The 24,869-nt window shown below is 62.8% G+C and carries 19 protein-coding genes; 9 read left to right on the forward strand and 10 right to left on the reverse strand.

What is annotated here, in order from left to right:
- Positions 1–11: 11 nt before the first annotated feature.
- The 5 genes from aat to PTE30175_RS09460 all read left to right on the forward strand — a co-directional run bounded on the left by aat (position 12) and on the right by PTE30175_RS09460 (position 4,384).
- A complete protein-coding gene (aat, locus tag PTE30175_RS09440) occupies positions 12–776 on the forward strand; it encodes a leucyl/phenylalanyl-tRNA--protein transferase (RefSeq protein WP_150696801.1) in 765 nt (254 codons plus the stop codon).
- Positions 773–1,552, forward strand: coding sequence for an arginyltransferase (locus PTE30175_RS09445; RefSeq protein WP_150696802.1), 780 nt, complete (start codon positions 773–775; stop codon positions 1,550–1,552). Before aat ends, PTE30175_RS09445 begins: the two co-directional genes overlap by 4 nt.
- A gap of 118 nt (positions 1,553–1,670) precedes the next feature.
- A complete protein-coding gene (locus PTE30175_RS09450) occupies positions 1,671–2,693 on the forward strand; it encodes a quinone-dependent dihydroorotate dehydrogenase (RefSeq protein ID WP_150696803.1) in 1,023 nt (340 codons plus the stop codon).
- 92 nt (positions 2,694–2,785) lie between these two features.
- Positions 2,786–3,586, forward strand: coding sequence for a cystine ABC transporter substrate-binding protein (locus tag PTE30175_RS09455; protein WP_150696804.1), 801 nt, complete (start codon positions 2,786–2,788; stop codon positions 3,584–3,586).
- Between the two features lie 138 nt (positions 3,587–3,724).
- Positions 3,725–4,384 carry an amino acid ABC transporter permease gene (locus PTE30175_RS09460; protein ID WP_150696805.1) on the forward strand — a complete coding sequence of 220 codons (660 nt, stop codon included), beginning with the start codon at positions 3,725–3,727 and terminating at the stop codon, positions 4,382–4,384.
- Between the two features lie 79 nt (positions 4,385–4,463).
- Here the strand turns inward: PTE30175_RS09460 and PTE30175_RS09465 are convergent, their stop codons facing one another.
- Together PTE30175_RS09465 and PTE30175_RS09470 are read right to left on the reverse strand one after the other, a co-directional pair.
- Positions 4,464–5,879, reverse strand: a complete 1,416-nt coding sequence (locus tag PTE30175_RS09465; protein ID WP_150696806.1) for a lactate utilization protein B — start codon at positions 5,877–5,879, stop codon at positions 4,464–4,466.
- Positions 5,880–5,961: 82 nt separating this feature from the next.
- Positions 5,962–6,690 (reverse strand): (Fe-S)-binding protein, encoded by a 729-nt coding sequence (locus PTE30175_RS09470; protein WP_150696807.1) that lies wholly within the window; start codon positions 6,688–6,690, stop codon positions 5,962–5,964.
- 260 nt (positions 6,691–6,950) lie between these two features.
- On the opposite strand from PTE30175_RS09470, the gene PTE30175_RS09475 reads away from it, so the two are divergent.
- The gene (locus PTE30175_RS09475) at positions 6,951–7,790 is read left to right on the forward strand and encodes an IclR family transcriptional regulator (protein ID WP_224788671.1); all 840 of its coding nucleotides are present in this window, start codon (positions 6,951–6,953) and stop codon (positions 7,788–7,790) included.
- A gap of 22 nt (positions 7,791–7,812) precedes the next feature.
- Here the strand turns inward: PTE30175_RS09475 and PTE30175_RS09480 are convergent, their stop codons facing one another.
- From PTE30175_RS09480 to PTE30175_RS09495, 4 genes are all read right to left on the reverse strand, one after another.
- Positions 7,813–9,486 carry a hypothetical protein gene (locus PTE30175_RS09480; protein WP_150696808.1) on the reverse strand — a complete coding sequence of 558 codons (1,674 nt, stop codon included), beginning with the start codon at positions 9,484–9,486 and terminating at the stop codon, positions 7,813–7,815.
- 339 nt (positions 9,487–9,825) lie between these two features.
- Complete coding sequence (pbpG, locus tag PTE30175_RS09485) at positions 9,826–11,073, reverse strand: D-alanyl-D-alanine endopeptidase (RefSeq protein ID WP_150696809.1); 1,248 nt, start codon at positions 11,071–11,073, stop codon at positions 9,826–9,828.
- Positions 11,074–11,431: 358 nt separating this feature from the next.
- On the reverse strand, positions 11,432–12,319 hold the full coding sequence (locus tag PTE30175_RS09490) for a DMT family transporter (RefSeq protein WP_224788672.1): 888 nt from the start codon (positions 12,317–12,319) through the stop codon (positions 11,432–11,434).
- Positions 12,320–12,350: 31 nt separating this feature from the next.
- A complete protein-coding gene (locus PTE30175_RS09495; protein ID WP_150696811.1) occupies positions 12,351–13,301 on the reverse strand; it encodes a histone deacetylase family protein in 951 nt (316 codons plus the stop codon).
- Positions 13,302–13,647: 346 nt separating this feature from the next.
- Between PTE30175_RS09495 and PTE30175_RS09500 the strand changes: the two genes are divergently transcribed.
- Complete coding sequence (locus PTE30175_RS09500; RefSeq protein ID WP_150696812.1) at positions 13,648–14,208, forward strand: phasin family protein; 561 nt, start codon at positions 13,648–13,650, stop codon at positions 14,206–14,208.
- A gap of 210 nt (positions 14,209–14,418) precedes the next feature.
- Here the strand turns inward: PTE30175_RS09500 and lpdA are convergent, their stop codons facing one another.
- The 4 genes from lpdA to aceE form a co-directional block, all read right to left on the reverse strand.
- Positions 14,419–16,191 carry a dihydrolipoyl dehydrogenase gene (gene lpdA, locus PTE30175_RS09505; protein ID WP_150696813.1) on the reverse strand — a complete coding sequence of 591 codons (1,773 nt, stop codon included), beginning with the start codon at positions 16,189–16,191 and terminating at the stop codon, positions 14,419–14,421.
- 19 nt (positions 16,192–16,210) lie between these two features.
- Entirely contained in the window at positions 16,211–16,798 is a 588-nt protein-coding gene (locus tag PTE30175_RS09510; RefSeq protein ID WP_150696814.1) for an Ntn hydrolase family protein, read from the reverse strand.
- A gap of 78 nt (positions 16,799–16,876) precedes the next feature.
- A complete protein-coding gene (gene aceF, locus PTE30175_RS09515) occupies positions 16,877–18,538 on the reverse strand; it encodes a dihydrolipoyllysine-residue acetyltransferase (protein ID WP_150696815.1) in 1,662 nt (553 codons plus the stop codon).
- A gap of 90 nt (positions 18,539–18,628) precedes the next feature.
- Complete coding sequence (gene aceE, locus PTE30175_RS09520; RefSeq protein ID WP_150696816.1) at positions 18,629–21,316, reverse strand: pyruvate dehydrogenase (acetyl-transferring), homodimeric type; 2,688 nt, start codon at positions 21,314–21,316, stop codon at positions 18,629–18,631.
- 329 nt (positions 21,317–21,645) lie between these two features.
- On the opposite strand from aceE, the gene PTE30175_RS09525 reads away from it, so the two are divergent.
- Both PTE30175_RS09525 and PTE30175_RS09530 read left to right on the forward strand, forming a co-directional pair.
- Positions 21,646–24,129: a PAS domain S-box protein gene (locus PTE30175_RS09525; RefSeq protein ID WP_224788673.1), complete on the forward strand. Its 2,484-nt coding sequence runs from the start codon at positions 21,646–21,648 to the stop codon at positions 24,127–24,129.
- Positions 24,126–24,752 (forward strand): response regulator transcription factor, encoded by a 627-nt coding sequence (locus PTE30175_RS09530; RefSeq protein ID WP_150696817.1) that lies wholly within the window; start codon positions 24,126–24,128, stop codon positions 24,750–24,752. Before PTE30175_RS09525 ends, PTE30175_RS09530 begins: the two co-directional genes overlap by 4 nt.
- Positions 24,753–24,869: the final 117 nt, after the last annotated feature.

The following is a 24,869-nucleotide window of genomic DNA, read 5'->3' on the forward strand; positions in this document are numbered from 1 at the left end:
GCGCCGACGCCATGGTTGCCTGGCTGGAAGCCAACGATCCCTTCCCCCCCGTCGAAGCAGCGCTCGGCGCGCGTAGCGATGCCCCCGGCCTGCTCGCCGCCGGCGTCGATCTGTCATCCCGCCGTCTGCGCGATGCCTATGAGCACGGCATCTTTCCGTGGTATTCCGAAGGCCAGCCAGTCCTCTGGTGGAGTCCCGACCCGCGCATGGTCCTGGGTCCTGCTGACTTCAAGATTTCTCAGAATTTTCGCAAATTGCTGCGCCGCGTAGTGCGTGAACCTGAATGGGAGATCCGTCTCGACGACAATTTTGCCGCCGTCATGCACGCCTGCGCTAGCGCGCCGCGTCCGGGCCAGCAAGGCACGTGGATCACGCCCGCGATCGTCGAGGCTTACAGCGGCCTGCATCGGGCCGGCCTCGCCCACAGCATTGAAACGTGGTACGACGGGGTGCGTGTCGGCGGACTTTACGGCGTGTCGCTCGGGCGCATGTTCTACGGCGAATCGATGTTTGCACACCGCACCGACGCGTCGAAAATCGCGCTCGCGGCATTGGTCGCGTTCGCACGCACACACGGCATAGAAATGATAGACTGCCAGCAAAGCACCGCCCATCTGGCGTCGCTGGGCGGCCGCGAAATCTCGCGGCGCGCCTTCCTGGCCCACGTCCGGCAGGCGGTCGACGCAGCCCCGCCGGTCTGGCGCCTCGACAAGGGGATCCTGACCGCCCTGCTCCAAGGCAACGCCGCAGACAAGGTTCAAAAGGTTCCGCAGTGACGCACCCGAACGAACTGCCGCTCTCTCCGCTTTCTGCCCTGCAGTTCTACGCGACTGCGCCGTATCCCTGCAGCTATCTCGACAATCACACGGCGCGCTCGCAAGTCGCAACCCCCAGTCACCTGATCAACTCGGACGTTTACAGCGAACTCGTGCGCGCAGGATTCCGGCGCAGCGGCGTGTTCACCTATCGTCCGTATTGCGATGGCTGCCGCGCCTGCGTGCCGGTGCGCGTGCCCGTCGCGCGTTTCGTGCCGAATCGCGCGCAACGCCGCGTCTGGCGCCGGCATGCCACGCTCAACGTGAATGTGTCGGGACTGCATTACGCCGAAGAGCACTATCAGCTTTACATGCGCTACCAGTCGCGCCGGCACGCCGGCGGCGGCATGGACCACGACAGCCGCGAGCAATACGAGCAGTTCCTGCTGCAAAGCCGTGTAAACTCTCGGCTGGTCGAGTTTCGTGAGCCCGCCGGCCGCCCCGGCGCGGGCACACTGCGCATGATCAGCATGGTCGACATCCTGAGCGACGGCCTGTCGTCCGTGTACACGTTCTTCGACCCGGATGCCCTGGGCGCAAGCTACGGCACCTACAACATTCTCTGGCAGATCGAGCAGGCGCGCGCGCTGGGTTTGCCGAACGTCTACCTCGGCTACTGGATTGCTGCGAGCCGCAAGATGGTCTACAAAGCCAAGTTCCATCCGCTCGAAGGCCTGCTGGACGGCCGCTGGCAGGAGATGCCGCAGGAGATGCTGCAGTCGGCGGCAACGGTTTGACAGGGGTGCGATCCGCCGCCGGCGCGTGGATGGATCGGCCATTGCGCTGCGATTGAACCGCATTCCGGCGCGCAGCCGGTAAAATGTCGGCTTTTCCGATTCGACGGTACCCCTCATCGTGCTAGCGCCGCTCTATCCCTTGGCCCGCCGCGCCCTGTTCTGCCTCGACGCCGAACAGGCCCACCACTTGACGCTCGCCGCCCTGCGCAGCGCCGCTTCGCTCGGCCTGGCCGGACTCATGGGCCAACGCTTGCCCGACAGCCCGCGCACGGTCATGGGCATCACGTTCCCGAATCCGGTCGGCCTTGGCGCCGGCCTGGACAAGGACGGCAGTTGCATCGACGGGCTGGCCGCGCTCGGGTTCGGTTTCGTGGAAGTCGGCACGGTCACGCCGCGTCCGCAGCCGGGCAACCCAAAGCCGCGCATTTTCCGCGTGCCGCAGGCCGAAGGCATCATCAACCGCATGGGCTTCAACAACGGCGGGGTCGAGCAGTTCCTGCAGAATGTTCAGTCGGCGCGCTGGAAAGGCCCGCTGGGGCTCAACATCGGCAAGAACGCGGACACGCCGATCGAGCGCGCGGTCGACGACTATCTGATTTGCCTCGAAAAGGTGTATCCGTTTGCGAGCTACGTCACGGTCAATATCTCGTCGCCGAATACGAAGAATCTGCGCCAGTTGCAAGGCGCCAGCGAACTCGATGCGCTGCTCGCGCCGCTCAAGGACAAGCAACGCGCGCTCGCGGACCAGCATGGCCGCTATGTGCCGATCGCGCTGAAGATCGCGCCCGATCTGGAAGACGATCAGATCAAGGTCATCGCCGACGCGCTCACGCGTCACGGTTTCGACGGGGTGATCGCCACGAATACGACGATCTCGCGCGAGGCGGTCGCCGGCCTGCCGCACGCGAACGAAACGGGCGGGCTGTCGGGACGCCCGGTCTTCGAGGCGTCGAACCGGGTGATCCGTGCGTTGCGCGCGGAGCTTGGCGACTCGATTCCGATCATCGGCGTGGGCGGCATTCTGTCCGGCGCCCACGCGCGTGCGAAGCTCGATGCGGGCGCGAGTCTCGTGCAGGTGTACAGCGGTCTGATTTACCGCGGTCCGGCGCTGGTGCGAGAATGCGTGGAAGCGCTGCGCTGAAGCGAACGGCGTGAGATGATGGCGTTCGCGCCCCACCGACGTTTTTTCCCCAACGCCCGGCATGTCCGGGCGATGTCAGAAGGAGATCCGCCATGAAATCGTGGCTCAAGACACTTTGCCTCGTACCGCTCGCCGCCGCTGCGCTGATGTCCGTCAGCGCCCATGCCGAGGATCTGCTCGACACAGTAAAGTCTCGCGGTGTCCTGAAGGTCGGTATCGAGGGTACCTACCCTCCGTTCAATTATCGCGGCGCGGGCAATGAGCTCGAAGGCTTCGACGTCGAAGTGGCCAAGGCGGTGGCGGCCAAGCTCGGCGTGAAGGCCGAGTTCGTGACGACGGAGTGGAGCGGCATCATCGGCGGCCTGCAAGCGGGCAAGTTCGACGTGATCGTCAATCAGGTCGCGATCAACGAGAAGCGCCGCCAGTCGTTCGACTTCAGTCAGCCGTATGTCTACTCGGCGGCGCAATTGATTCAGCGCAAGGACGATACGCGCCAGTTCAAGTCGCTCGACGATTTGAAGGGCAAGAAGCTGGGCGTGAGCCTGGGTAGCAATTACAACGACCTCGCGAAGTCGGTCCCCGGCATCGATGTGAAGACGTATCCCGGGGCGCCGGAATATTTGCGCGACCTGGCGTCGAATCGCCTCGACGCGGCGCTCAACGATCGTCTGATGCTGGCGTATCTGATCAAGACGTCGAACCTGCCGCTGCGCGGCGGTGCAGTACTGCCCGGCGCAAACGAGTCGGTCGGCATCCCGTTCCGTAAGAACAACCCCAAGTTCGCGAAGGCGATCGACGATGCGTTGACGTCGATGAAGCAAGACGGCACGCTGACGAAACTGTCGCAGCAATGGTTCGGCGAGGATACGTCGAAGCCGCTGGCGGCAAAGTAATTCTCCGCACGAAACGCGCGCGGTCTTTCGTGTCGCCCGCGCTCGTGACGGCATCGATACAAGCCGAATCCACGCGCCGCACCGGTTCGTCCGGTGCGGCGCGTTGGTCTTGAACACGACCGATTTTCCCCGCCCCCTATGGATCCTTTTGAACTCGCCGCCCAATCGTTGCCGATTCTGCTGCAGGGCACCGTCCTGACGATCAAGTTCGCCCTGTTGTCGATGGTGTTCGGCCTCGCGTTGGGCATCGTCATCGCGCTGATGGGCATCGGCAAGATCGCGGTGTTTCGCGGCATCGCGCGCGCCTATGTCAGCATCATGCGCGGTACGCCCCTGCTGGTGCAGATTTTCGTGGTCTACTATGGGCTACCCGGCATGGGGCTTTCGCTCGAGCCGACACCCGCCGGGGTCCTCACGCTAAGCCTGAACGTCGGCGCCTATCTTTCGGAAAGCATGCGCGGCGCTCTGCTCGGCATGCCGCGCGGGCAATGGCTCGCTGCCTACAGCCTCGGGCTCACGCACCGGCAGACGCTGCGCTATGTGATCGGCCCGCAAGCGCTGCGCATGGCCGTGCCCAGTCTCGGCAATAGCCTCATCAGCCTGATCAAGGATACGTCGCTCGTTTCGGTGATCACGGTGACGGAGTTGCTGCGGTCCGCGCAGGAAGTGATTGCTTCGACTTATCAACCACTGCCGCTTTATTTGGCGGCTGCGGCGATTTACTGGGTGTTGAGTACGGTGCTGTCTGCACTGCAACGCCATGTCGAGCAGCGGTTGGCGTTGCCGGCAAAGCATTGAGTTGCTTTAAACCGTCGCGTTGTACTGGCGCAGGTTGTCCGGCCTCCGTCCTGTCCAACGCCCGGGGCCGACAACGGACCTACTCGCCTGATTTTCCGCGCTGCGCCTTGTACATCGCGCGGAAGGTCCTGCCGCTCGGGGCCGGCATCTCGCGGGTGTCCGTCCATCCTCCACCGCCCGGCAGTTTGCTGATCGAACCGCGCTCACGCCCCATCCACGACAAGATGCGCCCGCCAAGCGATGTCAACGTCGCATACAAGGCCGGCCGGCGCACGGCAAAACCCCACGCTGCCAAGCCGAAACGCTCCTGCCACGGACGCAATCCACGCTCAACCTGGCGCTCCCGCAGTTTGCGCAGCAAATCCGAAATCGGTATGCCCACCGGACACACGCGGTTGCATTCGCCACACAACGTGGCCGCCTGCGGAAGATCCAGGGTCTTTTCGATGCCAACGTAACTCGGCGTCAGTACGGAACCCATCGGGCCGGGATATACCCAGCCGTACGCGTGGCCGCCGATCTTCTGGTAGACAGGGCAATGGTTCATGCAGGCGCCACAGCGGATGCAACGCAACATGTCCTGGAACGCGCCGCCAATCAAGCCGGTGCGCCCGCCATCAACAAGCACGAAGTACATGTGTTCCGGCCCGTCGAGCTCGCCCTCGGCGCGCGTGCCGGTCAGGAGCGAGAAGTAGTTCGATGTGCCCTGCCCCGTCGCCGAGCGCGGCAGCAAACGCATGGCGGTCGCAAGGTCTTCCAGCGTCGGCAGCACTTTTTCAATGCCGGTCACGGCCACGTGCACGCGCGGCATGATCGTGCACATGCCCTCGTTGCCCTCGTTCGTGACCACCGCCACGGAACCCGTTTCCGCAATGATGAAGTTGCCGCCCGTGACACCCATGTCGGCAGACAGGAATTGGGGGCGCAACATCTCGCGCGCCTCGCGCGTCATCGCAGGGATCTCTGTCTGACGCGGTTTGTGATGCACGCGCGCAAAGAGGTCGGCGACTTCTTCCTTGTCCTTGTGAACGACCGGCGCAATGATGTGGGACGGCGGTTCGTTGTCGTTGATCTGAAGGATGTACTCGCCCAGATCGGTCTCGATCGACTGTACACCCATGTCGCCGAGGACACGATTGAGCTGTAGTTCCTCGGTCACCATCGACTTCGATTTGATGACTTTCTTGACGTCATGCTTGCGCGCGATCTCGGCCACCAGGCGCGCGGCGTCCTGCGTCGATTCTGCGAACAGGACGGTGGCGCCCCGGCGCACGGCTTCGCGCTCGAACAGTTCGAGCCATACGTCGAGCGTCTCCAGACCCCGGTTGCGACGCGCCTTGAGCGCGGCGCGCGTGGCCTCGAAGTCGATCTCCTCCATCGCGGTCGCACGCGCGGTGACAAATTTGGTCGACAGTTTCTTCAGGTTGGTCTGCAAGCGCTGGTCGGCAAGTTTTTGCCCGGCGCGCGCCTTGAAATGCATCGATTGAACTTGCATCGCGGCTCACAAGGAAAACGCGGCGCGCACCGGTTGCCCGGCGGCGGCGCAAAGTCGGTAGGTCGAACGGCCGGACACCGCGCTACTGGGCATCGCCCGCCAGTACTTGTGCAATATGCAGCACCCGCGTCTTGGCATCGCCGGTACGGCGCAGCCGCCCCTCGATGTTGAGGATGCAGCCGAGGTCGCCCAGCACGACGGCCGGCGCACCGCTGGCGTGGACGTTGGCGCATTTTTCGTCGACGATCGCCGTGGAGATATTGCCGTACTTCAACGCAAAGGTGCCGCCAAAGCCGCAGCACGCCTGGCAATCCTTCATCTCGGTCAGCTTGACACCCGGCATTTTCGCCAGCAATTCACGCGGCTGGGACTGAACGCCCAGTTCGCGCAGGCCGGAGCAGGAATCGTGATAGGTCACTTCGCCGTCGTAAGCGCCCGGCACGCCCTCGACCTTGAGTACGTTGACGAGAAAATCGGTCAGCTCGAATACCTTGGGTTGGATTCGCGCGTAGCGGCCCATCAACTCCGGATCGTCACGCAGCAGGTCGCCGTAGTGCGCCTTGATCATGCCGCCGCAGGAGCCGCTTGGCACAACGACGTAGTCGAAGTCTTCGAATTCGTCGAGAAATTTCTGCGCCATATCGCGCGCGATGGTGCGCTCGCCCGAGTTGTACCCCGGCTGGCCGCAGCAGGTCTGCGCGTGGGGCACGATCACTTCGCAACCCGCCGATTCCAGCAGCTTGAGTGTCGAGAAACCGATTTCCGGACGCATCAGGTCGATCAGACACGTGACAAAGAGTCCGACGCGCATGGGGAAGTGTCCTCTAATGGGAGTAATGCGCCATTATATGCGCGCAGGTCCGCCTCGGCCCAGTTCCCGCGGGTCCGCGCCTCGCCGCACGGGAATGCCCCGATGTTTTCGCCGCCATGCAGCAATCCGCCGCAAATGGCGTCACGATGACGCGCCGATGCGAATTCGAGGTTTTTTCGGCAGGTTCGGCTTCGTCATTTTTCACCATATGATATAGAATAGCGTCATGCATAATTTGCCTGAGGCGTGAACCGATCCCCATGAAAGACGACACAAGCCAGGGCGCAGAATCGCGCACTTCGATCCAGGTCATTGAACGAATGATGCGTCTGCTGGACGCACTGTCGGCGCACGCCGACCCTGTCAGCCTGAAAGCGTTGGCACAGGCGACCGACCTCCACCCGTCTACCGCCCACCGCATCCTGAACGACATGGTGGCGTGCCGCTTCGTCGATCGGTGCGATCCGGGCACGTATCGTCTCGGCATGCGGCTGCTGGAACTCGGCAATCTGGTGAAGGCGCGTCTGTCGGTCCGCGACGCGGCACTGCAACCGATGCGCGGGTTGCACCGTGCCACCGGTCAGACGGTGAACCTGTCGGTGCGCCAGGGCGACGAAATTGTGTACATCGAGCGGGCCTATAGCGAGCGCTCGGGGATGCAGGTGGTGCGCGCCATCGGCGGCCACGCGCCGCTGCACCTGACTTCGGTCGGCAAGCTGTTCCTTGCCGCCGACGAGGCAACGCGTGTGCGCGCCTACGCGACGCGAACCGGGTTGTCGGGACACACGCGCAACAGCATCACCGATCTGCACAAGCTCGAACGCGAGCTGACGTCGGTGCGCCATCAAGGCTATGCGCGCGATAACGAGGAGTTGGAGTTGGGGGTGCGGTGTATCGCCGCAGGGATTTACGACGACAGTGGCAAGCTGGTGGCCGGCCTGTCGCTGTCGGCACCTGCCGATCGGTTGCAGGATGCGTGGCTTGCGAACCTCAACGAAACGGCACTGCAGATTTCGTCATCGCTCGGCTTCAATCAGAAGCCGCGCGACGACGGTCAGGCGATGCCGCGACAACCGGTCGCGGCGGCGGTGGGCGAATAGCCGCCAGCAAGGGTTGCGCGCGTTACGCGTTGCTGCCGTACGGCAGTACCGCAGCAACGCGCTTCAATCCGTCGGTAAACTCGTGAATAATCGCTGACTGTCTGAAAACGCCGCCGCAGGAAAACGAGCGAGTCATACCGGGCGCGTCCGGTCCTGAAGCTCGATCCCGCGAGTCTCCGCTCGTCGAATGCCGTTGCCTCGGCAGGGAGCCCGGGCTTCGGCCGCCTGACTCGTCCAGCAGGCTTTGCAACTTTTCAGGAATCGTCACGTTGACGGACGGCTGCTTGAGAACGTTGACCATTTCACGCAAGGCCGCTTCCAACCTGTCGATATCACTGATCGTCGCAAAACCCTCTGCCTTTTTCGCCAGGTCGTCGACCGCGCTTTGAAGTGGCTTAACAGTGCTCTTGACCTCATGCAAGTCGTCCTGCATGGTCGAGACGTTCCCGCTAACATCTGAGATGTTCCCCTGAAGGTTCTCGAGCTTTGCCGAATTCGACGTTTGCATATTCTGAACGGATTGCAATTCCGACCGAACACCCTTCACGTCATTGCGAACATCTGACACGTTCCCTTGAAGGTTCGCGAGCCTTCCCAAGCTCGACGTTTGCACATTCTGAACGGATTGCAACTCCGACCGAACACCCTTCACGTCATTGCGAACATCTGACACGTTCCCCTGAAGGTTCGCGAGCCTTCCCGTCATGTTTGACAAGCTCGACGTTTGCACATTCTGAACGGATTGCAATTCCGACCGAACACCCTTCACGTCACTGCGAACATCTGACACGTTCCCTTGAAGGTTCGCGAGCCTTCCCGTCATATTGGCCACGTTCGATGTCAACATATCTCTCTCCATTTCGTCAGCAAACGCCTTGAAAGCATTGATGGCTTTTTCCAGTTTGTCCCACCCAGGATCTCGGGGATAGAACCGCAAATTGGCGACCGTGTTGACCGTGCCCATCAAGGTCACGCCCGAAGACGCGATTGCCAAACCCACTATGCCGCCCGTCAGTATGTTGACCAGACCGATGGCAAGCCCCGCAGCACCCAACGAGAAGTACATGCCCGTTTTGGTATTCCAACGCGATTTGTCCGACGGCATGGAATCTTTCGCCTCGGCAATGAACTGCGCGACAGTGCTTTGCGTCTTCTCGATCACATCTTCAAGTCCTTGACATTCAGGACTCACCTCGTCGCCGACCGCCGGCGCCAGGCTGCGTAAATCCCGTTGTGCCTGAAGGCGCTCGCCCAGCGCTTTCATTGCGAACTCATACTGAATCAACGTGTTGCGTAACGCGACAGCGGATTTTGTGAGCGCGCGTTCGTCGGTCACGCTCATTTGTTTGCCGAGACGATGTATGAGCGTCCCGCCCGCAAATTTCCGGCGCACGGAGAAATCCCACGCCGCCGCCATCTTCGTCATCGCTTTGTCGAGCTTCTGACACATGTCGTCCAAGCGCTGCGTGGTGGCCGACTTTTCGGCAGCGACATCATGCGTTGCCACCACGTTTCGGATGGCGTCGAACTGAGCCGCGATATCGGCGCGTATTTCCTCAATGCTGCGCACCGGCGCGACGTTGGCCGCAGTACGCGACCTGCCCGCCGTCGCGCCCCGCTCCCAAGAGGTTGGAGCGATTGCGGACCCATACATCGACATCAGCATTCGATATTCTTCGGGGATTCGGTAGAACATTCGTCGCATTCTCCTGAAGAGTCCGCCGCACGATCCCCACTACGCACCGCATTAGTGCATGCAACCAATACTAGGTCGCACGGCGGGCGGTGCTTTAGGCATCGTGCAGCGCTTTTTGGAGTTCGATCGACAAGATTGTCGGCCAGTGTCCTTCAGCGTGACACTCGTTAAGTGACATCATCCACGCACCAGGCCGATAATGATTTGGCATACGAACGAGAAGCTTTCGAATTCGCGCCCGCCCATAAAAAAACCCCATGGCCGCAGCACATGGGGGTTGATCTTGCAGACGCGCCCGACGGTCGGGGGGGCGCGCCTTTTCGCTACGGCAACACGGGCTTACAGTGCGTGTTGACCGCCCGCAGCGACTTGTGCGGTCGGCGCAGTGCCGGCCGTGCGCGGCGCCGGTGCGGCACCGCCTTCCTGGAGCCACTTGCGAACGCGCGTGGCGTCCGCGAAGCGCGAATACTTGCCGGTCGAATCCAGCAGGATCATGATCATCGGACGACCATCGATCGTCGTCTGCATCACGAGGCACTGCCCGGCTTCCGAGATGTAACCCGTCTTCTGCAGACCAATATCCCAGCCGTTGTGCCCCACCAGATGGTTGGTGCTCGAGTAATGCAGCTCGCGGCGGCCAGTGTTGACGTCATAGCTGCTGTCCGTCGAGAAACGGCGAATCAGCGGGTATTGGTAGGCAGCCTTGACCATCTTCACGAGGTCACGCGCGCTCGATACGTTCTGGCTCGTGAGACCCGTCGGATCGGCAAAGCGCGTATCCGCCATGCCCAGTTCCTTGGCCTTGCGGTTCATCGCCTCGATGAACGCCGGACGCCCGCCCGGGTAATAGCGCGACAGCGCAGCCGCCGCGCGGTTCTCCGACGACATCAGCGCGATGTGCAGCATGTCTTCGCGGCTGAGCGTCGAGCCGACCGACAGGCGCGAGCCTGTGCCCTTCTCGTAGTCACGGTCTTCGTCCGTCACCTGCATCGCGTCCGTCATCGGCACGTTGGCGTCGATCGCGACCATCGCGGTCATCAGCTTCGTGATCGATGCAATCGGAAGCACCGCTTGCGAGTTCTTGTCGAACAACACTTCGGACGTCTGCTCATCGATGACATACGCCACGCTCGAGCGCAGAGCGAGCGCATCCGGCGACTCATGCAGGCCGAAGGCACGGCCGCTCGACAGCCGCTCCTGGGACGGCGAGAAATTGACGTTGCGGTAAGACGTGACGACGTGCTTCTTGCCGTGACGATAGATCACGCGCTTGATGGCGACGCGCTTGGCCGCAGGGCCGTCGTCATCTTCCTTGACGGCGGCGAGCTTTTTGGCGCGCGCGCCCGAATTCAGGCCTTTGGTCTCACGTGCCGAAGCCGTCGTGGCAACGGCGCGCTTGGCAACCGGCTGCGCCTTTGCGCACGCACGTTTCTGTGCAGCGGTCCTGGCGGCCTTGGGAGAGCACTCACTGGCTTTGCCGGCCGCATGCGCAAGCATCGGGGTTCCGGCGGCGAGCGAGATCGCCACTACGGCCGCGCCCCAGAGTCGGGTGCGGCACAGTCGTGCGAGGGTGGTGATCGCGTACATAAATTGGGGGTAGCGTAAGGTTGGCGGGCAACGAGTTTGGGTGAAGTTTAGTAAAGTCCGAAAAAATAAGCAATATGAATGACTTAGCTGCAATACTTAAACCGGCATCTGGTTGTTTTGCGCACCGCAACAGTCCATTACGACATAATTGCCACAAATTTCCAAAAATTGCCAAAGCGTCACGCCATGCTTTTATCCGGCCTGCCTATGAAGTTTGGCATTCCATTAGCCGGACGGCCATCCGGATAAGTCCCCTTTCGTTCTCGAAAGATGGGCCTAGGGCCTGTTCACGCTAATATCGGGCTCGCGATATTAGCGTGAACAGGCCCTCACAAACGCACAACGCATGAGCCCCCGATCAGGATGACACGCGAGTGGGGGTTGCGGGGGCGGGTTTACGCGCAATCACGAGCGCAACGCCCAAGGCGGCCACGACCATGCCTGCGGCGCTGGCCGGGGAAAGCGTTTCGCCGAACAAGAACCATGCCATTACGGCGGTGGTCGGCGGCGTGAGGTACATCAGGCTGGACACCTTGGTCGCCGCGCCGTGGCGTATCAGCAGGAACAGCAGCGAAATGGCGCCGATCGACAACGCCAGCACGGACCACGCAAGTGCGCCCAGCATGGCGGCATGCCATTGCACGGCCATCGTTTCCGTCAGCCATGCGACCGGCAATGTCACGGCAAGCGCCGCGCCGAACTGTACGGTCGTGCCGACCCGCAGGTCGAAATGCGGACAGAAATGCTTCTGATAAACCGTACCGATCGTGATGGCGAGCAGCGAAAACACGCACAAGGCGATGCCCGCGGTGCTGACGCCGCGCACGCCGAGCTTGTTGGCGACGACGAGCGCCACGCCAACAATGCCCAACAGCAACCCGATCCATTGGCGGCGCGTCACCGGTTCGCCCACGACGCGCGCGAGCAGCGCGGTCAGAAGCGGCTGCAGGCCGGCGACAAGGGCCGCGACGCCTGCCGGCACCCCCAGCTTGATGGCCGCCCAAACGCCGCCAAGATAGGCCGCCTGGATCAGGATCCCGGAGACCGCAAGGTGGCCGTAGAGGCGCCAGTCGGATGTACCGCCGCGGCGCGGCCATGGGGTGCGGGAGAGCCACGCTATCGGCAGCATGACCGCGAGCGTGCCGGCAAAGCGCAGCGACAGGAAGGTCAGCGGCTCGGCGTACGGCATCCCGTATTTGGCCACGATGAAGCCGGTACTCCAGATAAGGACGAATAACCACGGCATGGCCGCGCTCCAGAGCGAGGCGCGGCGCGGCTCAGCCAACAAGACGGGTGTCATGGGACCACGGGGTTGGGCACTGTTGTTGGAAGTGGCGCTGAAACTGGCTTGCAAGACGGACGGTAGCGAAATGCCCGGCAACGGTGTCGTCGATGTCGCGGCCGTACCCGCCGGCCATCGTGATCGCCACAGGAACCCCTCGCTCCGCGCAGGCCGTCAGCACCCGGCGGTCACGCGCAAGCAATCCATCGAGCGTGAGCGCGAGCCGACCGAGCCGGTCGCCCGCGAGCGGATCGGCGCCCGCAAGGTAAATCACGAGCGACGGACGGAATTGCGCGAATAGATCGGTCAGCGCGTGGCCAAGGGCGACAAGGTAATCGTCGTCAGAACAGCCATCGGGCAGCGCAACATCGAGGTCGCTCGTTTCCTTATGGAACGGAAAATTGTGTTCTCCATGCAACGACAGGGTAAATACGCTCGGATCGCCGCGAAAAATCGATGCCGTGCCGTTCCCCTGGTGCACGTCGAGGTCGATGATGGCCACGCGTGTGCCCCGCCCCAGCGCCGCCTGCATAGCCCGAGCAGCAACCGCGGCGTCGTTGAAGACACAAAAGCCTTCCCCCCGATCGGCGTACGCGTGATGGGTGCCGCCGGCCAAGTTGACTGCCAGGCCGTCGGCAAGCGCGGCGCGGCATGCGGCAAGGGTCGCCCCGGCGGAGCGGCGTGAGCGCTCGACCATCTGGTGCGACCACGGGAATCCGATCTTGCGCGCCTCGGCCGGCGCCAGCGCGCCGGCACTCACCCGGGTGACATAGTCGGCGGTATGCACGCGCAACAACGTCGCGTCGTCAGCTGCGGCCGCTTCGGTCAAACGCACATTCGGCAACTCTTGCGCCACCCTTTCCCGCAGGCGCGCGTATTTCTGCATCGGGAAGCGATGCCCCGCCGGCAGCGGAAGGACAAAATGGTCACTGTAGAAGGCTTGCATCGCCGGATAGTACCACCGGCACGCCGCGCCCGCCGGCCGCGCCCCAAGCGGCTGACACCCCGGAAAAGCGCATGGGCAAAGGCTTGCCGCGCTGCTACATAGTCCGCCGCCAACTACGTGTCATCCTTGTGACAAGGTGTTGATTTCTTATGATTTTTGGCAATTGGTGCACCGCAACAAAAAAATCTTGACACGAAAAAATTTTTATATACACTAGCGATTGTGCGATGCATCAAAAGACATCGCGCAAATGCCGGCCCCAACCGTGTTTTCACCGCCGCCAAGGTGAGAACAGACCAGCGAACACGGAGTGGGTCAACTGTGTATGACATCATAGGAGAACGCAATGTCGTTTTTGACTCCCGAGCAATTCGCTGCCGCCCACAAGGCCAACCTGGAAACCCTGTTTGGCTTGACCAACAAGGCCTTTGAAGGTGTTGAGAAACTGGTCGAACTGAACCTTCAGGTTGTGAAGGCTTCGCTCGAAGAATCCGCCGCGACGGCCGAAAAAGCTTTCGCCGTGAAAGACGCGCAAGAACTGTTGGCGCTGCAAGCCAATCTGGTTCAACCGGCCGCCGAAAAGGTGCTCGCGTATGGCCGCCACGTGTATGAAATCGCCTCGGCCACGCAAGCCGAAGTGAACAAGGTTGCCGAAAGCAAGCTGGCTGAAGGCTCGCAGACGGCACAAGCGCTGTTCGACAGCCTTGCCAAGAATGCCCCGGCGGGTTCGGAATCCGCTGTCGCGCTGGCCAAGTCGGCCCTGTCCGCAGCGAACAGCGCCTTCGACAGCGTGCAAAAGGCCACCAAGCAAGCCGTCGAGATCGCCGAAACCAACTTCGCCGCCGCGACCAACGTTGCAACGAAGGCTGCTGCCCAGGCTTCGCGCTCCGCTGCACCGAAGAAGTAAGCATCACGCTATTGAAATACGGTCGCTGCGCCCTCACCTGCGTAGCGACAGCAAGTTGTCTCCTCGGTACCGATCGCCTCTCGCAGGACGAGGTACCTTGAACCCGGCCCCGCGCCGGGTTTTTCTTTTTCGCGGGGCGTCAACGGGGCGCATGAAAAAACCGCCGCAAACTTCGCGGCGGCTCACGTCTCGGGAAGTCCCCGGAACCGCTTACTTCTTGCGTGCCGGCGGCACGTCCGTGCAGACGCCTTCGTAGATTTCCGCGGCCATGCCGATTGACTCCGAAAGCGTCGGGTGCGGATGGATCGTCTTGCCGATGTCCACCGCGTCCGCGCCCATTTCGACGGCCAGGCAGATCTCACTGATCAGGTCGCCCGCATGCGTGCCGACGATGCCACCGCCGATAATGCGGTGCGTCGCTTCGTCGAACAGCAGCTTCGTGAAGCCCTCGTCGCGGCCGTTCGCGATCGCGCGGCCCGAAGCCGCCCACGGGAACACCGACTTGCTGTACTTCACGCCTTCGGCCTTCAACTGGTCTTCGGTCTTGCCGGCCCAGGCCACTTCCGGATCGGTGTAGGCCACCGACGGAATCTGCAAGGCGTCGAAGTAGGCCTTCTCGCCATGCGCGGCTTCCGCCGCCACGTGGGCCTCATGCACCGCCTTGTGTGCAAGCATCGGCTGACCGACGATGTCGCCGATCGCGAAGATGTTCGGCACGTTCGTGCGCATCTGCTTGTCGACCGGAATAAAGCCGCGATCGCTCACCGCCACGCCGGCCTTGTCCGCGCCGATCCGCTTGCCGTTCGGGCTGCGGCCCACGGCCACCAGCACCATGTCGTAGCGTTGCGCTTCGGCCGGCGCGGCCTCGCCTTCGAACTTCACGTAGATGCCGTCGGCCTTCGCCTCGGCGGCGACGGTCTTCGTCTTCAGCATCACACGGCCGAAGCGCTTCGCGTTCATCTTGTCCCAGACCTTGACCAGGTCTCGGTCCGCACCCTGCATCAGGCCGTCGAGCATTTCCACGACGTCGATTTCTGCGCCGAGCGCGCTGTAGACCGTCGCCATTTCCAGACCGATGATCCCGCCGCCGATGACCAGCATCTTCTTGGGGATCTGACGCAGTTCCAGCGCGCCCGTCGAGTCGACGACGCGCGGATCTTCCGGCATGAACGGCAGTTTCACCGCCTGCGAGCCAGCCGCGATGATCGCCTGCGCGAACTTGATCACGCGCTTCGCGCCATCCGGGCCCGTCACTTCAATGTGGTTCGGATCGAGGAAAACGCCGACGCCTTGCGCCACTTCCACCTTGCGCATCTTCGCCATGCCGGCCAGACCGGTCGTGAGCTTGCCGATCACGCTGTCCTTGTAGCCGCGCAACCTGTCCAGGTCGATTTCGGGCTTGCCGAAATGGATGCCGTGATGGTCCAGCGCTCTCGCCTCCTCCGCAACCGCTGCCGTATGCAGCAGCGCCTTCGACGGAATGCAGCCCACGTTCAGGCACACGCCGCCCAAGGTTGCGTAGCGCTCGACGAGAACCGTCTTGCGTCCCAGATCGGCCGAGCGGAACGCTGCCGAATAGCCTCCGGGGCCCGCACCGATCACGACGACCTCGCACTCGAGGTCCGCACCGCCGGCGAACTTCGCTGCCGACGGCGCCACGACGGCCGGTTGCGCAGCGGATGCGGCCGGTGCCGGTGCTGCGGCGGCAGGTGCCGGCGCGGCCGGCTTGGCAGGCGCAACGCCCGCGCCCGCCGTTTCGACGGTCGCGATCAGCGTGCCCTGGCTGGCCTTGTCGCCGACCTTGATTTTCACTTCCTTGACGGTGCCCGCCACTTCGGACGGCACTTCCATGGAGGCCTTGTCGGACTCGAGCGTGATCAGCGATTGATCCTTGGCGATCGTATCGCCCGGCTTGATCATCACTTCGATGACGTCAACGTCTTCCGCGCCGATGTCCGGCACCTTGACTTCAATGAGACTCATGCGGGGTCTCCCTGTCGCATTATGGCTTGATGGTATTGAGGGTATCGATCTGGAACGCGTGCACCTGGAACGGGCCGCAGGAGCTCTTGTCGAACTCCGCACCGGCCGCCACGCCCGCCTCGGCGATGGCACTCGCGCTCAAATCGTGATCGTAGAGGGCGTACATCGCGCCGAGCGCGAAATTGCGCCCCGATCCGATGCCCCAGAAACGATCGAAAACAAACACTTCCCGGTAGGAGTAGATGCCGTAAATGCCGGTCGGATTCGCAATCACGCATGTGATCTGCGACGACTCGTACGGATCGTCCTCCTCCTCCTTCGTGTTGAGGAAATACTCTTCCTTGAGCTTCTGGTGGACCTTGACGAACGTGCGGAATACATCGTCGCGGGAATGGAGACGGCATTCGTCGCCCATCCCGGTCAGGATCGCCCGCATGACCGGGAAGTGCGCAGTCGTGCCGGCCAGTCCGACATAGGAATCGCCCACGACGAATACCTTGCGATTTTCCTCGTACGCCTGCGACAAACGCGTATCGCCGAATGTCACCAGCGAATCGGCGGCAATCGCAATCTCGCCCGCTTTCTTCACGACAACCACGGTGGTCATGGCACGCTCTCCGTCAAAGTCGGGAAACTCAGGGACCGGCAGGCGCGGGATCGCGCCCCTCGCCTGCCGGCGCCGGCCTTACAGCATGGCGCGGCGGAAGTCCTGCAACAGTTGCCCCAGGTAGGCGTTGAAGCGTGCGGCTTCGGCGCCGTCGATGACGCGGTGGTCGTACGACAGCGACAGCGGCAGCGTCAGGCGCGGCACGAACTGCTGCTGTGCGTCGTCCCACACCGGCTTCTGGCTCGAACGCGACAACCCGAGAATGGCCACTTCCGGCGCGTTGATGATCGGCGTAAAGTTCGTGCCGCCGATGCCGCCGAGCGACGAAATCGAGAAGCACCCGCCTTGCATCTGATCCGGCTTGAGCTTGCCTTCACGGGCCAGCTTCGCCAGTTCGCCCGTCTCGCGCGCGATCTCGAAGACGCCCTTCTTATCGGCATCCCGCACGACCGGCACAACGAGGCCGTTCGGCGTATCGGCCGCGAAGCCGATATGGAAATACTGCTTGAAGACGAGGTTGTCGCCGTCCAGGCTCGCGTTGAAGGTCGGGAATTTCTTCAGCGCCATCACGCACGCCTTGATGACGAACGCCAGCATCGTGACCTTCGTGCCCGACTTCTCGTTTTCCTTGTTCAACTGCACGCGGAAGGCTTCCAACTCCGTGATGTCCGCTTCGTCATTGTTCGTGACGTGCGGAATCATGACCCAGTTGCGATGCAGGTTCGCGCCCGAAATTTTCTTGATGCGCGACAGCGCCTTCGGCTCGACCGGCCCGAACTTGCCGAAATCGACCTTGGGCCACGGCAACAGGTTCAGCTCGCCGCCACCCGTGACGGCTGCGCCGCCCGGCGCTGCCGGACGGTTGCCCGACAACACGCCCTTGACGAACTCGCGCACGTCGTCGAGCATGATGCGGCCCTTCGGACCGGTGCCCTTCACTTGCGTAATGCTGACGCCGAGCTCGCGCGCGAACTTGCGCACGGACGGGCTGGCGTGGCTGATCGGCTGCTCGCCGCCGGCCACGGCCGGGGCCGCGGCGGCAGGCGCTGGTGCCGGTGCGGCGGCCGGCGCAACAGCTTGCGGCGCGGCCACGGGGGCAGGCGCCGGTGCCGCAGCGGCCGGTGCCGGTGCAGCAGCCCCGGCGGCAGCGCCTTCGAGCACCAGGATCAACGAGCCTTCCGACACGTTGTCGCCGACCTTGACCTTGATTTCCTTGACGGTGCCGGCCGTCGGGCTCGGCACGTCCATCGTCGCCTTGTCCGATTCCAGCGTGACGACCGACTGCTCGGCGGCGATGACGTCACCGACCTTGACGAGCACTTCGATCACCGGGATATCCGTGAAGTCGCCGATATCGGGGACCTTCACTTCGACCGTGCCGCCGCCCTGTGCGGGCGCGGCTGCCGCGGCAGGGGTCGCAGGGGCCGGTGCTGCCGCGGGGGCAACCGCAGGCGCCGCCGCCTGAGGCGCGGGGGCCGCTGACGGGCTCGCGCCGTTGACAACGGCTTCGAGCGTCATGATGAGCGACCCTTCCGACACCGTGTCGCCCACTTTGAGGCGCATATCCTTGACGACGCCAGCCGCCGGGCTCGGCACGTCCATCGTCGCCTTGTCCGATTCCAGCGTGATCAGCGACTGTTCGGCGCTTACCGTGTCACCGGTCTTGACGAGCACTTCCACGACCGGCAGGTCCTTGAAGTCGCCGACGTCCGGCACTTTAACTTCGATCACTTGACTCATTTTCGACAGTCTCCTCGAGGCTGCGCGTGCCGCGCGCCCGCGCCCCGCCGCCCCGAGGGGACGGCGGGGCCGGGCGCGCCGGCAGCGGCCTTACACAGTCATCGGGTTGGGTTTGTTCGGATCCAGGTTGTACTTGGCGATCGCTTCAGCCACCTTGGATGCAGGAATCGCACCCTCGTCGGCCAGCGCCTTGAGCGCGGCGATCGTGACCCAATTCCGGTCGACTTCGAAGAAGTGGCGCAGCTTCTCGCGCGTGTCCGAACGGCCGAAGCCGTCGGTGCCCAGCACGACATAGCGGCCACGCACGAACGGACGGATCTGTTCGGCGTACGTGCGGATGTAGTCGGTCGATGCGATGACCGGGCCACGCGCATCCTTCAGGCACTTCTCGACGTGCGATTCACGCTGCGCTTGCGTCGGGTGCAGCAGGTTGTAACGCGCCACGTCGTTGCCTTCGCGGGCCAGCTCGGTGAAGCTCGGGCAGCTCCACAGATCCGATTCAACGCCCCATTCGTTCTTCAGCATTTCGGCGGCGGCGATCACTTCGTTGAAGATCGTGCCCGATCCGAGCAGCTGCACGCGCGGTGCGTTGCTGTTCTCCGCGCTGCGGCGGAATGCATACATGCCCTTCAGGATGTCCTGCTCCACACCTTCCGGCATGGCCGGATGAGCGTAGTTTTCGTTCATCACCGTCAGGTAGTAATAGACGTCTTCCTGCTCCTGGACCATGCGGCGCAAGCCATCCTGGACGATCACGGCGAGCTCGTAGGCGAACGTCGGATCGTACGGCAGGCAGTTCGGAATCGACGATGCCCACAGCAGCGAGTGACCGTCTTCGTGCTGCAGGCCTTCGCCGTTCAGCGTTGTACGGCCGGCCGTGCCGCCAACCAGGAAGCCGCGCGCGCGCATGTCGCCGGCCGCCCAGGCCAGGTCGCCGATACGCTGGAAGCCGAACATCGAGTAGAAGATGTAGAACGGAATCATCTGCTCGTTGTGCGTCGAGTACGAGGTCGCTGCCGCGATCCAGTCGCACATGCCGCCGGCTTCGTTGATGCCTTCCTGCAGGATCTGGCCGGTCTGGGATTCCTTGTAGAACATCAGCTGATCGGAATCCTGCGGCACGTACTTCTGGCCTTCCTGATTCCAGATGCCGATCTGACGGAACAGACCTTCCATGCCGAACGTGCGCGACTCATCCGGCACGATAGGCACGATGCGATTGCCCAGCACCTTGTCCTTGAGCAACACGTTCAACGCGCGCACGAAGGCCATCGTCGTCGAGATTTCACGGCCTTCGGCGGTCGCCTTGAGCAGCGCATCGAACGCCGACAGTTCCGGCACCTGGAGCGACGCGGCCTTCTCGCGGCGTTGCGGCAGGTAACCGCCGAGATCCATGCGGCGAGCGCGCATGTACTCGAGTTCCTTCGAACCTTCTTCGAACTTGATGTACGGGACGTCGGCGATCTCGTCGTCGGTGATCGGCAGCTTGAACTGGTCGCGGAATTTCTTGAGCGACTCCACCGGCATCTTCTTCTGCTGGTGGGTGATGTTCATGGCCTGGCCGGCTTCGCCCATGCCATAGCCCTTGATGGTCTTGGCGAGGATGACGGTCGGTTGGCCCTGGTGATGCGTGGCTGCGTGGAACGCCGCGTAGATCTTGTGCGGATCGTGGCCGCCGCGGTTCAGCGCCCAGATATCTTCGTCGGAGTAGTCGGCGACCATCGCCTTCAGTTCCGGCGTATTGAAGAAGTGCTCGCGCACGTATGCGCCGTCCTTCGACTTGTACGTCTGATACTCGCCGTCGACCGCTTCCATCATGCGCTTCATCAGCAGGCCGTGCTTGTCGCGGGCCAGCAGGGCATCCCAGCGGCTGCCCCAGACGACCTTGATGACGTTCCAGCCGGCGCCGCGGAACTCGGATTCGAGCTCCTGGATGATCTTGCCGTTGCCGCGCACCGGACCGTCCAGGCGCTGCAGGTTACAGTTGATGACGAACACAAGGTTCTCGAGACGCTCGCGGCCGGCCATGCCGATCGCGCCGAGCGATTCGGGCTCGTCCGTCTCGCCGTCGCCGAGGAACGCCCAGACCTTGCGGCCTTCCGTTTGCGCGATGCTGCGGCTTTGCAGGTACTTCATGAAGCGCGCCTGGTAGATCGCCATGATCGGGCCCAGGCCCATCGACACGGTCGGGAACTGCCAGAAATCGGGCATCAGCCACGGATGCGGGTACGACGACAGACCGCCGCCGTCCACTTCCTGACGGAAGTTTTCGAGCTGGTTTTCGTTCAGGCGGCCCAGCAGGTACGCGCGGCTGTAGACGCCCGGCGACGAGTGGCCCTGCACGAACACGAGGTCGCCGCCGTGCTTGTCCGACGGCGCGTGCCAGAAATGGTTGAAGCCGACGTCATACAGCGTGGCGGCCGACGCAAACGACGCGATGTGGCCGCCGACGTTGGTGTCCTTGCCCGCGCGCAGCACCATGGCGATGGCGTTCCAGCGCGTGTACGAACGAATCTTGTGCTCGATTTCCTGGTCGCCGGGGATGCGCGCCTGCTGATCGAGCGGAATCGTGTTGATGTACGGCGTGTTTGCCGAGAACGGATGATGTTCGCCGTTGATACGCGCGAACTCGATCAGTTTCTCCAGCAGGTAATGGGCGCGCTGCGGTCCCTCGCTGGCCATCACGCCCTCGAGCGATTCCAGCCATTCTTTGGTTTCCTGGGGATCCGCATCCGCTTCGGATACGATTTTCAGTGCTTCTTCAGGTACGGCCGACATGGTTGTCTCCTGTCTGTCGTGAGCGGTTGGCGTAACGGTTGAACTTGCCCATGGACAAGCCCACCGCGATTTTTACCGAAGCATTGTACGAAGCAAATCGAACCCTCCGCAACAAAAATTTCAAATTACGATATCAAATTTTATAATGCGAAATTCATTGTGCGGCGCACCTAAGGACGGGGCTTCCCGCGCGGCGCAAAGGACGGGTTCGGCGTATCGCGTGGGAACCGTTGCCCCGCCCGGCAGACAGCGCCGGGCGAGTGGTCAGAACTTCACCGAAATCCACGCAGGCCGGGGGATTCCGGGCTGGTCTGCGCTACAATCTCGCCATGCTTTCACCTCGGCTCGCCAACACTTCGCCTTCGTCCCGGTCTCCTGCCTCGAGTGCCCGCTCCAATCGCTGGCTGCAGGGGTTCGCCGAGTCGCATTACTACCTGTTGGTGCCGCTGGTCTCCATTGTGATCTTCCTTGTGGTCATGAGCTTGATCCTGTGGAGCCTGAACCGGCGTGAGACCGAGCAGCAGCAGGACACGCTTTATCGCAATGTGGCGTGGGCGCAACAGCAGATCCGCCTGAACATGCTTGCGATTCAGGACCAGATCAGTTCCCTCGCGCGCGATACGGCGGCGCGGCCGCAGGATGCCGCCCATTTCCAGAATACGGCCAGTGAGTTGATGCAGAATCATGCGGACATCGTCTTCATGAACTGGCTCGACGCGCAGCAGCGCCCGCGCTGGGCCATGCCGGCGGATTCGCCGTTCACCGCCCGCGTGCAGGGCTCGGCCACGCGCCCCATGGAAGACGAACTGCTGGTGGCCTACCGGGCAGCGCGCGATTCGCGGCGCTCGGCCTACTCCACGCTGATCTACGATTCGTCGGGCGCAAGCTACATCGTCATTCAGGTGCCGGTGCTGCGTGAGCGCGAATTTCTCGGCACCATCAGCGCCGTGTATTCCGTGGAAGGCCTGCTGATCCACGAACTGCCGCAGGAGCTTGGCGACAAGTTCAAGGTGTCTTTCATCGACACGCACAACAACGAACTGGCAACCACGTCGACGCGTCCGCCCCTGCCGCGCGACGTCTCCTACGAACTGTTGCTCGATCCGCCCGGACACAGCCTGGCGGTGAGGATCTACTCCTATCCGGCGGTCGGAAATTTCGTCAACAATACGCTCGTCTGGCTGATCGCCGGGCTGTCGTGTTTCGTGCTCTGGAGCCTTTGGAGCCTGTGGCGGCACACGCGGCAACGTTTTGAAGCGCAGCAGGCGCTATTCAATGAAACGTCGTTCCGGCGCGCCATGGAGAACTCCATCGTCATCGGCATGCGCGTGCTGGATTTGCAGGGGCACATTACCTACGTGAATCCGGCGTTCTGCCGCATGACCGGCTGGGAAGAAACCGATTTGCTGGGGCGCCCGCCCCCGTATCCGTACTGGCCGAAAGACGACATCCACGAAATGCAGCGCCGCATCGACATGACCCTGCGCGGCAAGGCCCCGTCGCATGGCTTCGAAATCCGCGTGCAGCGCAAGGACAGTACGATTTTCTATGCGCGCATGTTCGTTTCGCCGCTCGTGGACGCCCATGGGCGTCAAACGGGCTGGATGTCCTCGCTGACCGACATCAGCGAGCCGAAGCGCGCACGCGAAGAACTGGCGGCCGCGCACGAACGCTTCACCACGGTACTGGAAAGCCTCGATGCCTCGGTGTCCGTGCTGGCGGTCGACAAGGCGGAACTGCTGTTCGCGAACCGTTATTATCGCCAACTGTTCGGCACCCGCCCGGAAGGCCATCTCGAGTTGTCCGGCGGCGGCGAACTCTCGCCGACTTCGCTCGATCGTATCGACATGGTTGATACGTTCGCGGGCCTGCCGGCGGCGTCGCTGGCCGATACGGCCGCGGAAACCCAGGAAATTTACCTGCCGACGCACCAGAAATGGTTCGAAGTGCGCCGACAGTACATCCAATGGGTGGACGGCCATCTCGCACAGCTTCAGGTCGCCACCGACATCACGGCGCGCCGCCACGCGGAAGAACTGGCCCGTCAGGAAGAAGAGCGCCTGCAGTTCACCGGCCGCCTGACGACGATGGGCGAGATGGCCTCGTCGCTGGCACACGAGCTGAACCAGCCGCTGGCCGCCATCAACAATTACTGCATGGGCACGGCCGCGCTGGTGCGCGCGGGCCGCACCTCACCGGAAACCTTGCTGCCGGCGCTGGAAAAGACGTCACAGCAGGCGGTGCGCGCCGGCATGATCATCAAGCGCATCCGGGCGTTCGTGAAGCGCAGCGAGCCCAAGCGCACGCCGTCGAGCATCTACGAAATCGTGGCCGACGCGGTCGGTCTGGCAGAGCTCGAAGCGCGCAAGCGCCGCATCCGGATCGTGACGGAGCTGCCGGCAGGACTGCCACAGATCTACGTCGATCCGGTGCTGATCGAGCAGGTACTTGTCAATTTGCTCAAGAATGCGGCCGAAGCGATGGCGGGGCACGCGCCACCGCCCGGTCAACGGCGCGACCCGACCGTGCGTTTGCATGTAGAACGGCGTGACAAAGCGGTCGAATTCCAGGTGGCCGACCACGGCCCCGGCGTCGATGAAGCGACCATCGAACGCCTGTTTGAACCATTTTTCAGTACTAAATCGGACGGCATGGGCATGGGCCTGAATATCTGCCGTTCCATCATTGAATCGCATCATGGCCGTCTCTGGGTGGAGAATAACGAAATTGACGGCGTGCGAAATGGCTGTACCTTTTGTATTCTGTTACCGTTAGAAGGTGACTCGACATCGACACCCGGGGGAGGAACATGACAACCGCCAACACCAGCATCGAACAAGAGACCGTATTCGTCGTGGACGACGACGAGGCCGTGCGAGACTCCCTACGTTGGCTGCTAGAGGCCAACGGGTATCACGTGCGCGGCTTCGAGAGCGCCGAGCAGTTTCTTTCGCACTACGACCGGCGCCAGGTGGGCTGCCTGATCCTGGACGTGCGCATGACCGGCATGAGCGGTCTGGAACTGCAGGAACAGCTCATCGCCCAGAAGATCAACATCCCGACCATCTTCGTGACGGGGCACGGCGACGTGCCAATGGCCGTCAATACGATGAAAAAGGGTGCGATGGACTTCATCGAGAAGCCTTTCGACGAAGCCGAGCTGCGCAAACTGGTCGAGCGCATGTTGGAAAAGGCCCGCCACGACGCAAGCAGCCAGAAGGAGCAACAAGCCGCGGAAGAGCTGCTGTCGCGCCTGACCGGCCGCGAGCAGCAAGTGCTGGAGCGCATCATTGCCGGCCGTCTGAACAAGCAGATTGCCGACGATCTCGGCATCAGCATCAAGACCGTCGAGGCGCACCGCGCCAATATCATGGAAAAGCTCAACGTCAACACGGTCGCCGACCTGCTGCGCCTGGCGCTGTCGAAGCGTTCCTGAGCGGGGCCTGAACCGCCCGCCCCAACCGTGCCGAACAAGGCGCGGCCTGACCGGCCGCGCTTTTTTTTCGCCGCCCCGGACACGCGCGCGTGCTGCCGGACGCCGCACGTGCCCGGT

Source organism: Pandoraea terrae (assembly GCF_902459695.1).
GTDB lineage: Bacteria > Pseudomonadota > Gammaproteobacteria > Burkholderiales > Burkholderiaceae > Pandoraea > Pandoraea terrae.